Raw genomic sequence first — 13409 nt, forward strand, 5'->3', positions numbered from 1 at the left:
CTCTAAAGGTCCCACTTGATCAAAGTTTAACTTTTCTGGAACGTTAGACCATAGAGTGTGATAGTCACGTAAACAATGATCAAAGGATCTGGATTATAACCTGAGTAGCGTGGGTCGGAATTCCCGCGTGAATTTGGGAGGCACCAACTTCCAAAACTAAATACTCCTTGAGACCGATAGCGAACTAGTAGGGTGACCGAAAACTGAAAAGTACCCCAAGAAGGGAGGTTAAAAGTGCCTGAAACCTGGAGGCGATAGAGCGATATGGCGTTAAAGGATCTTTATTGTGAAGGAAACAGTCGCGAGGCTGCAGTACGGGCAATATTGCCAATGTCATATCTTACGTTTTGAAGAACGGGCCAGGGAGTGTATTCAAATGGCAATGGCTAACTTGCAAATAGGAAGCCGAAGCGAAAGCAACATGCTCGCAACCGTAAGGTGAGGAGCGACGTATACAAGTGCGTGGAGTCATTGGGATACGACCCGAAGCCGGGTGATCTAGGCGTGGGCAGGTTGAAGCGTGGCGAAAGCTACGTGGAGGACCGCAAGCGGTATTGATCTGCAAATCATTCGTGTGACCTGCGTCTCGGAGTGAAAGGCTAATCTAACCCGGCATCAGCTGGTTCCTTCCGAAACATGTCGTAGCATGACCTAACTGGAGATAGTCGGTGAAGTAGAGCACTGATTGATGGTCCCGGGGAAGAAATTCCTCAGCCGTTTGTCAAACTCCAAACTCACCGTCGTCGAAGAAAGTTGGAGTCCGGACTACTGGGGTAAGCTTGTAGTCCGTAAGGGAGACAACCCAGCCCGTGGTTAAGGTCCCTAAGTGTCGACTAAGTGTTAATACTAAAGGGCGTCCTAAGCCCTAGACAGCTGGAAGGTTAGCTTAGAAGCAGCTATCCTTTAAAGAGTGCGTAACAGCCCACCAGTCGAGGTTTGGGGCCCCGAAAATGGACGGGGCTCAAGTCGACCACCGATACCACGGAGCACCGCAAGGTGATCTCGTAGGAAGGCGTTGCGTTCGGGCAGAAGCAGGGCTGTGAAGTCCTGTGGACCGTGCGGAAACGAAAATCCTGGTAATAGTAACAGCATAGATAGGTGAGAATCCTATCCGCCGAAGGGGCTAGGTTTCCTCGGCAATGATCGTCAGCCGAGGGTTAGTCGGTCCTAAGTTGTACCGTAATTCGAGTACATCAAAAGGGAAACAGGTTAATATTCCTGTACCTCATGACATTGAAACCAACGTTTTTGGGCAGGCCAGGCGGCGCCGTCGCGCCGTTTAAGCAGCGAATCCCGTGGAGAGCCGTAATGGCGAGAAGCGGGCGAATCTGTAATGACGTAAGCTGGCTGCACCCGGGAACCCGTGAAAAGGGAGTCATGGGTCCGTACCGAGAACTGACACAGGTGCCCCTAGCTGAAAAGGCTAAGGCGTGTCGGAATAATTTGGCTAAGGGAATTCGGCAAATTAGCTCCGTAACTTCGGGAGAAGGAGTGCCTGCTATGAAGATAGCAGGTCGCAGTGACAAGAGAGCTCTAACTGTCTAATATCAACATAGGAGATTGCAAACCCGTAAGGGCTAGTACAATCTCTGAATCCTGCTCAGTGCAGGTACCTGAAACCCCGGTTCAACGGGACGAAGGGCCTGTAAACAGCGGGGGTAACTATGACCCTCTTAAGGTAGCGTAGTACCTTGTCGCTTAATTGGCGACTTGCATGAATGGATCAATGAGAGCTCTACTGTCCCTAGCCAGAGTCCGGTGAAGCTTACTTTCTAGTGCACAGTCTAGAGACCTCTAGGGGGAAGTGAAGACCCCGTGGAGCTTTACTGCAGCCTGTCGTTGGGTTGTGATTTTGGATGTACAGTGTAGGTAGGAGACGTCGAAGTCGGTGCGCCAGCATCGATGGAGTCGCCATTGGGACACTACCCTTCCAAGATTACGACCCTCACTCCGAGAGGAGGACCCCGATAGGTGGGCAGTTTGCCTGGGGCGGGACGCCCTTGAAAAGATATCAAGGGCGCACAAAGGTTGACTCAAGTGGGTCGGAAACCCACTGAAGAGTGCAAGAGCATAAGTCAGCCTGACGTTATTCAGCACAGTAGTGGATGACGAGACGAAAGTCGGTTCTAGCGAACTTTTGAGCTCGCTTGGTGCGAGCCAAAAATGACAGAAAAGTTACCCCGGGGATAATTGAGTTGTTGCCGGCAAGAGCACATATCGACCCGGCAGCTTGCTACTTCGATGTCGGTTCTTTCCATCCTGGCCGTGCAGCAGCGGCCAAGGGTGAGGTTGTTCGCCTATTAAAGGAGATCGTGAGCTGGGTTTAGACCGTCGTGAGACAGGTCGGTTACTATCTACTAGAGGTGTCTGTAGTCTGAGGGTAAGCTACTTTTAGTACGAGAGGAACAGAGTAGCGGCGCCACTGGTGTATCAGTTGTCCGACAGGGCATTGCTGAGCAGCTACGCGCTAAGGAATAAGAGCTGAATGCATCTAAGCTCGAAATCTGACTTGAAAAGAGACTACATTAAGGGTCCCGGTAAAAGACCGGTTTGATAGGGTCGGGATGTACGCACCAAGGCAACGAGGTGTTCAGTCCGCGGCTACTAATAATCCGTGCCTGTCTGTCTTTCTTTGTCCAGGCGAAATCTGATATGTGTGTGAGAGTATACACGTTTCTTTGATAAAGTATATATACAATGGTTCCTTCCATGTATCGCTCATTGCCAAGATGGCGGAGCGGCTACGCAATCGCCTGCAGAGCGATTCCATTCCGGTTCGAATCCGGATCTTGGCTTCACTTTATCGTTCATCGTGAGTGAGTTTGGCGGCCATAGCGGCGGGGTAATTCCTGTACCCATTCCGAACACAGAAGATAAGCCCGCCAGCGTTCCTTACTGTACTGAAGTATGAGAGTCTTCGGGAAATATGGATCGCTGCCATCTCACTCACTCTTGATTCTAACTACTTTTTCTAAATACAATATTTTTCTACAAACAGTAATTACTTTGGATTTTTACTGATTTTTTACACTCTTAACACTCAATGTTCCGCGCAAAGCGCGGCACAGAGTGATACTACTAAAAAATGTGTATGGGTAATTATTTATCCACATTTCTGCCCATGGCTTCATTAACATCCTGAATAAAATCAGCCTTTGTAACGATTATAACCTCGTCCTTTTCTCTAAGCTTTGGGTCTTTCTCTGCAAAGATAAAATCACTCTTTCGATAAATTCCAATAAAAGCACTATCTTCAGGTAGTGCTATTTCTGACAACTTCTTATCAATCACACTTTCAGTCGCCACAATTCCCATAAAACGAACATCAGAGCGAACCAGATTACTTAGCTCAATAGTGTTAATGCCTCTAAGTACATCTGATATATATCTGGATGAAATGCTTGAAGGATCTATCATATAATTAAAACCAAGCTTATTGGCAACATCCATGAACTGCTTATCATCTATCTTCAGGATAATCTTCTCAACTTTTGCATCTCTGGCAATCAAACCAATAAGAATATTGTTCTGGTCATTACTGGTACAGGCAACAATTGCATCTGCACCAGGGAGGTCTGCCTTTTCCAGAATATCTGGTCTTGTACCCTCTGCATTTATCACAGTACAATCCAGGGTTTCAGCAAGCTCTTTTGCTATTGCTTCATCTTTCTCGATAAGTATGACTTCCCTTCCCTGGTCGATCATGTTCTTTGTCAGATGTATCCCCAGTGAACCTGCACCTACAACGATAACTCTCATGTTCTCACAGTCCTCCTATTGTTTCTTTTTCTTTTAATCCATGTTCCCGGCATAAACAGCAGTATCAGTGGTATTATTTCAATTCTTCCAAACAACATATCAATAATAAGTACTGCTTTTAGCACTGCTGGCATTGCAGCGCTGGTAGCTCCTGCAGAAAGCCCTACTGTGCTAAGTGCACTTGATATCTCAAAAACAGAAGTGCTGGTGTCCACTCCATATAGCATGAATATGAACGATGAGACTACAAGTATCAGTGTGTAAAGCAGCATGAATGTAACAAGATTGTATATCTCCTCACTCTCGATAACGTGTTCCTCTATCTTCATAGGAGTAATAGTCTCTCTTGGAAGGAACAACCTGAGAAGCACATTATGTACGACCTTGAAGAGCAAAAGCACTCTGAATACTTTTATTCCACCAGCGGTTGATCCCATACATCCTCCAATCCACATCATAAATATCAATCCTGCTTTTGATGCTTCCGACAGGATGGACAGGTCAAAGGTAGAAAAACCCGCAGTGGTAATCGCAGAGATAACCTGGAACAAATTGTCTTTGATAGCTGCATACTCAAAGTTCTCTCTGGATAATGTGAAAGCAAATACAAGTGAACCAAACACTATCAATGTCAGGAAATATTTTAGTTCCTTGTCCATGAAAAACTTTTCAGGCTTCTTGAACAGATATGGGTAGAGTACAAAACTGATACCTCCAAGAATACACGAAATACTGATGGCAGCGGGTATCAGATTTCCATTGTAGGCACCTATGCTGTCAGCCTGTGTTGAAAAACCTCCGGTGGATACACAGCAGAAAGCGTGACAGATGGAGTCAAAAAGTGACATTCCACTGAGCAGTAGCAGTCCAATGGAAACAAGTGTTATGACCACGTAAACCTTGCCAAGTGTACGGGTTGTGGATATTACAGTTGGTTTTAGTTTCATGTCTCCGTAGTTGGCTTTGTAGATTCTGAATGCCGTAGTTCCAGGCCTGATAAGGACTGAAAGGACCACAAGAATTATTCCAATTCCTCCTACCCATTGTCCCCATGAGCGTGCAAAAAGGAAAACCGGTCCAACATCAGCAGGAGCGACACTAAGTCCGGTTGTTGTAACTGCGGAAACGCTTTCAAAGTAAGCATCAAACAATGGCATACCAGTTGATAGCGACATAGGGATGGAACTCAAGAATGCAGATATAGGGAACACCAGAGCAACAATAATGAGTGCTTCTTTCGTTTCAAGGTCATAATCCGGTAAAGTCCTGTAAATTAAAGATCCCAGTAAAAAAATGATAGCTGCACTAACTCCATAATATGTAGCCGCTGCAAAATTGTGGAATATTAAAGCGACAATCATCGGAGCAACAAGAACAAATGAAAAAGCCAGAAGATAATATCCCATGTACTTCGCTACAGCCTTGATATCAACAGGGGTATGCAGTTCGTACATATAATATAATGATTCGTGAATCATTATAAATTATATAGTAAGTTCTGGATTAGTTCCTTTATTTTTTTGTTAATTTCCTCGTTCATTATTTTGAAGAATATCTCAGAGGAAGCTTAAATATATGTTAACCTCATCTAGTGGCTCATGTCACAATTTGATATAATACATAAGGATGCGGCAGGGCGTATCGGTAAGCTCACAACGTCACACGGAGTGGTGGAAACTCCTACCGTAATGCCTGTTATCAATCCAAATATCCAGACCATAAAACCATCTGAAATGAAGGATTTTGGTGCTGAGATTCTTATCACAAATTCATATATTATCTACCGCAAAGACGAGTTAAGGGAAAAAGCTCTCAAAGACGGTTTGCATGCATTACTCGATTATGACGGTCCAATCATGACCGATTCCGGCTCATTCCAGCTTTCAGTCTATGGTGAAGTGGAAGTTACCAACAAAGAGATCATTGATTTCCAGCAGAAAATAGGAACCGATATCGGTGTTCCTCTGGATATTCCTACACACCCTGATGTAACTCATGAGAAAGCAAAGGAAGATATGGACATCACAATAGAGCGTCTTAAGGAAGCAAGGGAACTTGTAAAGGAGGGCGGAATGCTTCTTGCTGGTCCGGTACAGGGTGCCACTTACAAAGATCTCCGTGAAGAATGTGCACGCGAACTTTCAGATGTTGGTTTTGATGTTTATCCTTTTGGCGCAGTAGTTCCGCTTATGGAATCATATCGTTATGCAGACCTTGTGGATGTTATTGCTTCAGCCAAGAAAGGCCTGGACCCTGTAGCACCAGTTCATCTTTTTGGTGCCGGGCACCCAATGATGTTTGCACTTGCTGTTGCACTGGGATGCGATCTCTTTGACTCTGCAGCCTATGCTCTTTATGCAAAGGACAGACGTTACATCACTTCAAGAGGCACTTATCATATAGACAAGCTCAAGTACCTGCCATGCTCATGCCCTGTATGTATGGCTCACACAGCAGAAGAGCTTAAAAAAGCCCACAACTGCACTGAACTTCTGGCAAGGCACAACCTCTATGTCACATTTGAGGAAATGCGTGAGGTCAAGCAGGCTATCTGGGAAGGTAACCTTCTGGAACTGGTAGAACAGCGCTGCCGTTCACACCCAAGAATGCTGGAAGCCTTAAAGCAGATGGCCAATTATTCCACATGGTTGGAAGAATGTGATCCGTCATCAAAATCCACTTTCTTCTACTGCGGACCCGAATCCGCAAAGCGCCCCGAGGTTCTTCGTTTCACCAAACAGCTTGAAAGGCTCACCATCAAAGGTTCAGTGCTTATCAGGCCATATCCAACAAAGAAGGATAAGGAGTACGATACTGTTATGGTATTCAAACCACCATTCGGTTCCTTTCCGCAGGATCTTGCAGAGGTTTATCCATTCAATGCAGAAGTTGTAAGGACTCCTGACTATGAGTCTCTGGAAACTGCTTTCCTTAATACTATAAAGCTGATTGAGCTAAATCCTGAGGCAACCTACACTTTCCTGATGAGGGAGAGTTTCAATCACCCACTGGTTGAGAAACTTAGCGGAATGGATAATGTAACAGTAGTTCCACCGAAGAGTGAGTGATTTTTAGAAATTATTTTTTCTAGGGGAGTTGAATTAGTGATAAAAAAGTAGGCAAGGATATGCCAAATTCCCCTATGATTTTTTACAGATATGTATTGACCAAAAATTAGCCATCAACTACTTTTAATGATCCACCGCCAAATTGCGGATATGTTACCATCCACAGATTGTTTGTTAGAGATACTACAGCACACTCACCGGCATCTGAAATAAACCATTTACATTCGCTTTTAATACACTCTGAATTTAACAAAGGACATATATTACCTGTCATATTGCTTTTCTCCGCACACTTTCATAAATAAAGTAAATGGTATATCACCAGACTCATATTTATTTCTTTTTAGTTTATCTTATGAAATATTGCTGCTTTCTCTTTAATATTCATACAGTACAGATTTACACGTTTTCATGTGTGTGGAGTATAATATTCTCAAATTAAGAATCAACCCTAATACTAATATATAATACAGGGAATTAGGTGCTATAATCTATCAGGTGATATACTTGGTTTCCACTTCAGGCTCTAAAACACGAAATCCTTATCTTGAGATGTTAAGGCCGGAAATTTCGGACATGGACTTAGCCCTGCCTGCAGCCAGCGCTTTACTTGCATCTTATCTGGTTACCGGTGGTTTTCCCGGATTAATACCGTTTATCATAGCCGTAATAGGTGGCTATGCAGCTATCACCAGTTCCTATGTTTACAACGATTGTTGCGACATCGATATTGATACTATTAATCTGCCTGATCGTCCTCTTGTGGCCGACAAGCTCACGCGGGACCAGGCGATGAAATATGCAGGATTCCTGTTTTTAGTTGCCAGTGCAGCAGCTCTTTATCTTAACCCTGAATCATTCGTGGTTCTTGTAATTGCTGTGGTAACCATCAGTATATACTCAAAACTCGCAAAAAGAATGACTTTCCTGAGTTTTGTTCCAGTGGGAATAGCATACGGGCTTGTGCCCATTGGCATATGGCTTGCCTTTGATCCGGCAGGATTTTTAAAAACACCTGATTATGGTTCAATACTTCCGCTTCCTGCAATCTTCCTTGGTCTGATGATGTGTTTTACCGACTGGGGATTCACACTTTCAGGCGTGGCAAGGGATGTAGAAGGTGACAGAGCCAGAGGAGCACCAACATTTCCGGTAACATTTGGCATACCTGCAACATCAAAATTCGTTACTTTTATGTGGGTTGTAGGTGTTATCGCTTCCATAGCCATTGGTCTGACAGCGGAATTGGGGCCGGTTTTCTTTGCAGGCGCACTGCTTGCAGGCGGATGGATGCTTGTTCAATCATTTGATTTCATAAAGAACCCAACAGAAGAGCGTGGAGGAAGACTTTTCCTTCAGGGCTCCAGATATAGAGGAATAATGTTTGGTTCTCTCATACTTGACGTAATACTTTGCATACTTGTACCGGCATATTCCGGTATCTTATGGTAATTTTTATATTTTTGGTAGCTTTGTTAGATTAGCAACTTAAGAGGTTCAACATGGATGCAGATATCATAGTAATAGGAGCTTCCCCTGCGGGAGTCATGGCAGCCAGGAATGCATCGGCAAAAGGCTGCAAAGTCATACTTCTCGACAAAAAGGAAGCTGTGGGCGTACCCACTCACCCTGCAAACACATTTTTCAAAGGAATGTTTGACAGGACAGGAGAGGAAGTAGACCAGAGTTATGTAATAAAGAACCTCAAGGGAGCTTATATTATCGCACCTTGCGGGAAGAACGTGATTTTTGAAGGTGATGCTTATTTCCTTAACAGGAAAAAGTTTGATGAATTTTATATCAAGCAGGCTAAAGATGCAGGTGCTGATGTTCGCTTCGGTATCGAAGTTCTCAATGTCCTCAGGACAGAAGGTGGCTTTATTGTAAGCACATCAAAAGGCAAGATCAAATGCAAACTTGTCATTGTCTCAGATGGAATAAACTCAAGGGTCGCTGCACTTATGGGCATGAAACCAATCAAACATACTCAGGATATTGCCTGGTCACTTGAGGCTGAGATCGAAGCAGAAGGAATCGGCGAACCTGATTACTTTGAATATTATGTAGGTAACCATGCACCAGGATGGAAATCCACGTATTCTCCATGCGGTGGCAACAGGGCTACACTTGGAATGTATGTACGCAGGCATGGGACTGATGTTTCCGACTTTTTCGATGCATGGCTTGAAAAGTTCAAGGAGCTTAAAGGTCTGGATGATGTGAAGATCATAAGCAAATCCACCGGTGGTGATCCAATTGTTGCAATTCCAGGTGAGCTTGTGGCTGATGGCGTGATGATAGTCGGAGGTTCAGCAGCCCAGTCTGGAATTGGCTATGGTATGCATGCAGGACAGATGTGCGGTGACGTTGCAGCCGATGCAATTTCAAAAGGTAATACTTCAAAGAGTTTCCTGTTCGAGTACAGAAAACGCTGGAATGCGGCTTACAGGACAGAATATTATCTTGGAAGGTTCGCAATGGAAGCTCTAAGGAAGATGACTGACAAAGAGATCGATGGGATGATGGAAGTCTTTGAAGGTGAGGACCTGAAAGTTCTTAGCGGAAGTCCTTTCAATCAGGCGTTACAGGTATCAAAGATGATACTGAAGAATAATCCATCTTCTATACTTTCATACAGGGCCATTTTCAGGAACAAATAATGATGAAACCAAAATATTATTTCTACAAGAACCCGGTTTTCAAGGTATATGCTCAGGTTGAGAATAACCGGGTAAGAATGAAGACCTCAGGCATTGCATCATCTATTATGGGTTCTTTTGTAGCGGATATGATGGAAATATTCGAAAATACAAAACCCTCAAAGGTTGAAAATGATAAACTCATTTATTCAACATGGATGCCTCCAATTCCAAGCAAGGCATTTGACCGGCTTGTATCCAGTCAGATGAAAGCCATGAGGGGAAAATATGTTCCAGAGCAGATTACAATTTCTATTACGGAAGAATGCCCTAACAGGTGTCTCCATTGCGCTCTTCCTGACACTAAGAACAAAGCAAGGCTAGATCCTGATACTGTAAAAAGTGTGATAGACCAGACTATTGATCTTGGCACAACTCTTATTATCTTTGATGGAGGTGAACCTCTACTTTATAATGGTCTTGAAGATCTTATCAGCTATGTAGACCAGTCACATGCAATTCCAGGCCTTTTCACATCTGGTGTGGGAATGACTCCGCAGCGTGCAGAGAGTCTCAAAAATGCAGGTCTTTCCATGCTAAGTGTTAGTTTTGACAGCGCCAACGAGGAAGGGCACGATTACATGAGGGGCAGGCCGGGTGTTTTCAAGGAAGCTGTAAATGCTCTCAAAAATGGCCTTAATGCAGGTCTGTTGGTTGGAATCTATGTAGTTCTCTCACCACGCAACGTTGATGAACTCGATGATTTCTACGAACTTGCAAAGGAGATTGGTGTGCATGAACTCTCATTCTATGAGATTGTTCCCACAGGCAGATGGGAAGGTCATGAAAAGGAAGTGCTTTCTCCGGATGATATCAAAAAGTTCGATGATTTTGTTAAAAGAGCATCCAATGCAGAAGGGCCACGTGTTTTCCCGATTCCTCAGATTATCAGGAAAATGGGATGTTTTGCAGGCAGGAAATGGCTCCATGTAACTCCGGAAGGTAATGTACTTCCATGTGCATGCATGCCAAAGCCATACGGTAATATTCACGAAGAAAGTCTTGAATCAATATGGAAAAAGATATACACTGACCCGGTGTTCGGTACAGGTCCATGCCTGATGCGTGATTCATCATTCAGGATCAATCATCTTGGTCTTGAACGGTGATTATTTCCTTTTTTATTCTTTTAGATACATCTACGATTCAGTATCTTTTAATTTCAATAGCTAAGCTAGTATCTGATACTAACCAATGAACTAATTAATAAAAAACAGTTGAAAAAAGGGTGAAAATCACCCTCTTTAATTTGATTATTTCAGGACACCAGATCTCTGGATCGCCATAAGGTTCTCCATGGTGAGCTTTTCTCCGGACTTGAATTTGTCAAAGATGTCTTCTGCATCCTTGCGTGCCTCTGCCCTTGAAGCTTCTTTCTTGCCATCGACATCTCCCTTTCTGAGTTTGCGAAGTTCTTTGTCAATGTCACGGATCTCTTTCTGAGCTGTAATGAAGAGCTTATGCTGTTCATCAGCTTTTTCCTGGAAGTGAACGAATTCTTTGTGAGCAGCATCAGATTCTGCGCGGACCTTGTCAGCCTCTTTGAAGGTGGTAATCATCTTGTCATGATATTCCTGAGCCTTCTGTGCGTACTCTGATAGTGTAGTGTGATAAGTGGATGCCTCGTCCCTGATCCCCTGAGCCTCAGCCAGCAGGTTCTTGAGTTCATCGTTGCCTTCAAGCTGCTGTTTCTTTACAACATACTGTTTCTGGAGTTCAGTGATTTTGTTGACCAGTTCTCTTTCCTTGTTGGTTGTAAGGACCTCTGTCTGCTGTGCGAATTCCAGCCTGTCGATCTCCTTGCGGATATCTTTGATAGAAGGACCACCAAGGTTGTTCTCATTGCGTATCTGGTCGATCTTAGCAAATACTTCGTTAGCCTTGTTGTTGACCTCATCACGGAGTGCTTTGTTCTCCTTTACCTTCTCGTTGTTTTCGTCACGGAGTCCCTTGTATTCCTGTGCTTCATTGATAAGGTCTTTAGTCTTCTTGTTCAGCTCATTACGCTTTGCTGCGAGAGTACTTGCTTCTGCGTTGAGTTCGTTACGTTTCTTCTTATATTCTTCAGACAGGTTCTTAAGCTCTGTCTTCTTGTCGTTCAGTTCTTTCATCATTTCCTTATTATCCTCCCGGTCCAGCAAAAGAGCTGGCATTTCATGCATCTCTAATGCACGATACTTGGCATTACTCGGAATCCAGGGACTGGATAACCGGTATCACTGCTTCAAGGTTCTTCTCTGTGATGACAATATTAGCATGTGCGTGAAGGATTGGTTTGGAATTGAATGCAATAGCAAACTTTGCTATTTTGAATATGCATATGTCATTGGCACCGTCACCAACTACTATACATTCATCAGGCTTAATTCCGTATTTTTCTGAGATCTCTTCCAGAACAAACTCCTTGGAGCCCTGGTCTGTCAGTGGACCTCTAACCTCTCCTGTAAGACACCCATTGTCTGTCAGAAGTTCGTTTGAAACCACGTGATCCATTCCCAGTGTCTCACCAACACGGTCAGCAGCTATTGTAAAGCCGCCTGAGATCATTGCGGTTTTGTAACCTCGGGATTTCAGGAAAGAAACCAGTTCTTTCGCACCTGGCATGAAAGGCATCTTGGCAAGAGCCTCATGTGCCTTATCAAGTGGCAGTCCTTTTAGAAGCTGAACCCTTTGCTGAAGAGCTTCGGAAAAGTCAAGTTCCCCGTGCATTGCCCTTTTAGTTATGGCTGCTACTTTGTCTCCCACTCCTGCGGCCTCTGCTAGTTCGTCAATGGTTTCAGCATCAATAAGGGTGCTATCCATATCAAAAACTATTAACTTGATCCTATCAGAATTGTTGCTGGTACGATTCACTTCATCAAACCTGGAATTTGAATCCCGCATTGAAACAGTATTTAAGTGCCGAGATTGATGTGAGATAAGTTACATTGCTTTTAAGGCTTTCGGACAATATTCTATACATCTTTTTATTTTTTAGGCGGATGATGTGGGTACTGATATAATTCAACAAGATTATATAATATATTCTTTATAATATGTCTGTTGAAACACAGCTTCTAGTTTGGAGGTTCCAATGATAACTACTGATATATCTGCTAAAATTGAAAATTTTGATATTACAAAGGATGTTCTCAATCAGCTTCCATGTATGGTCATGGCAGTTGATCGTGACTTTAATGTTCTCTTCCTCAATGCAGTTGGATGTAAATGGCTTGAAGAGGATCTTGAGAACCTCGAAGGCAAAAAATGTTATGATATAGTGCAATCACCGCATTGTCGTACAGACAATTGTCGTGTAAAGCAGGCAATGGAGAACGATCGCGTATATGTATGGCGAAATAAAATGACAGCTGCCGGGAAGACATTCCCCATAGAATATACTGCTGCTCCTTTGAAGGACAAAGAGGGTAACATAGTGGGTGGATTGGAATATGTTGTCGATATAAGTGAGAGAGTAAAGATCGAGGAAGAGGTGCGTGCCCACAGCCGTACGATCATGGAGCTCTCAACACCTGTCATCAAACTGTGGGATGGGATAGTAATCCTCCCACTTGTTGGTGTCATTGACACTATGCGTGCTCAGCAGATAATTGAGAATCTATTGTTCTCTATAGTTGAAAATGAGGCAGCTGTGGCAATACTCGATGTTACGGGTGTTCCTATGATAGATACAAGCGTTGCCCAGCATATTCTTAAGACAGTAAGTGCAGGGAAGATGCTTGGTGCTGAGGTGATCATCACTGGATTCAGTCCCAATGTTGCACAGACCCTTGTGACATTAGGTGTCAATCTGGGTGATATAAAAACCAGTGGCTCATTACGTGATGGTGTCTCAAAAGCATTCGATATAATTGGTAAGAAGCTGGTCTGATCCGGGTGATTG

At 43.7% G+C, this 13409-nt stretch carries 10 protein-coding genes, 1 tRNA gene and 2 rRNA genes; 8 read left to right on the forward strand and 5 right to left on the reverse strand.

The genetic code is table 11. From position 1 onward, the window contains the following. The 3 genes from FKV42_RS07330 to rrf form a co-directional block, all read left to right on the forward strand. Window positions 1–2628 (forward strand): 23S ribosomal RNA (locus FKV42_RS07330); the annotation flags it as partial. Window positions 2629–2723: 95 nt separating this feature from the next. Next, window positions 2724–2795, forward strand: a tRNA-Cys gene (locus FKV42_RS07335). A 26-nt stretch (window positions 2796–2821) separates the two neighbouring features. Continuing rightward, a 5S ribosomal RNA gene (rrf, locus tag FKV42_RS07340) occupies window positions 2822–2943 on the forward strand. 156 nt (window positions 2944–3099) lie between these two features. On the opposite strand, the gene FKV42_RS07345 is transcribed toward rrf, so the two are convergent. Together FKV42_RS07345 and FKV42_RS07350 are read right to left on the reverse strand one after the other, a co-directional pair. Beyond that, window positions 3100–3759, reverse strand: coding sequence for a potassium channel family protein (locus FKV42_RS07345; protein WP_154809598.1), 660 nt, complete (start codon window positions 3757–3759; stop codon window positions 3100–3102). After that, a complete protein-coding gene (locus FKV42_RS07350; protein WP_154809599.1) occupies window positions 3756–5213 on the reverse strand; it encodes a TrkH family potassium uptake protein in 1458 nt (485 codons plus the stop codon). The genes FKV42_RS07345 and FKV42_RS07350 overlap by 4 nt, the downstream gene beginning before the upstream one ends. Window positions 5214–5357: 144 nt before the next feature. Here FKV42_RS07350 and tgtA point away from each other — a divergent pair, with 144 nt between their 5' ends. Then, complete coding sequence (gene tgtA / locus FKV42_RS07355) at window positions 5358–6827, forward strand: tRNA guanosine(15) transglycosylase TgtA (RefSeq protein ID WP_154809600.1); 1470 nt, start codon at window positions 5358–5360, stop codon at window positions 6825–6827. A gap of 106 nt (window positions 6828–6933) precedes the next feature. Here the strand turns inward: tgtA and FKV42_RS07360 are convergent, their stop codons facing one another. Beyond that, window positions 6934–7101 (reverse strand): hypothetical protein, encoded by a 168-nt coding sequence (locus FKV42_RS07360; RefSeq protein WP_154809601.1) that lies wholly within the window; start codon window positions 7099–7101, stop codon window positions 6934–6936. 233 nt (window positions 7102–7334) lie between these two features. Here FKV42_RS07360 and FKV42_RS07365 point away from each other — a divergent pair, with 233 nt between their 5' ends. Genes FKV42_RS07365 through FKV42_RS07375 form a run of 3 tightly spaced genes read left to right on the forward strand, consistent with a single transcriptional unit; the run spans window position 7335 to window position 10635 of the window. After that, a complete protein-coding gene (locus FKV42_RS07365) occupies window positions 7335–8279 on the forward strand; it encodes a UbiA prenyltransferase family protein (RefSeq protein WP_196214084.1) in 945 nt (314 codons plus the stop codon). Window positions 8280–8329: 50 nt separating this feature from the next. Continuing rightward, window positions 8330–9487, forward strand: a complete 1158-nt coding sequence (locus FKV42_RS07370; protein ID WP_154809602.1) for an NAD(P)/FAD-dependent oxidoreductase — start codon at window positions 8330–8332, stop codon at window positions 9485–9487. After that, window positions 9487–10635 (forward strand): radical SAM/SPASM domain-containing protein, encoded by a 1149-nt coding sequence (locus FKV42_RS07375; protein ID WP_154809603.1) that lies wholly within the window; start codon window positions 9487–9489, stop codon window positions 10633–10635. Before FKV42_RS07370 ends, FKV42_RS07375 begins: the two co-directional genes overlap by 1 nt. Window positions 10636–10779: 144 nt before the next feature. Here FKV42_RS07375 and FKV42_RS07380 read toward each other — a convergent pair whose 3' ends face one another. Together FKV42_RS07380 and serB are read right to left on the reverse strand one after the other, a co-directional pair. Beyond that, entirely contained in the window at window positions 10780–11640 is an 861-nt protein-coding gene (locus FKV42_RS07380) for a coiled-coil protein (protein WP_154810152.1), read from the reverse strand. Between the two features lie 70 nt (window positions 11641–11710). Continuing rightward, a complete protein-coding gene (gene serB, locus FKV42_RS07385; RefSeq protein WP_196214085.1) occupies window positions 11711–12409 on the reverse strand; it encodes a phosphoserine phosphatase SerB in 699 nt (232 codons plus the stop codon). Between the two features lie 190 nt (window positions 12410–12599). Between serB and FKV42_RS07390 the strand changes: the two genes are divergently transcribed. Continuing rightward, the gene (locus FKV42_RS07390; RefSeq protein WP_154809604.1) at window positions 12600–13397 is read left to right on the forward strand and encodes a PAS domain-containing protein; all 798 of its coding nucleotides are present in this window, start codon (window positions 12600–12602) and stop codon (window positions 13395–13397) included. The last annotated feature ends 12 nt before the right edge of the window (window positions 13398–13409 follow it).

It is taken from the genome of Methanolobus vulcani, assembly GCF_006546655.1.
Lineage (GTDB): Archaea > Halobacteriota > Methanosarcinia > Methanosarcinales > Methanosarcinaceae > Methanolobus > Methanolobus vulcani_A.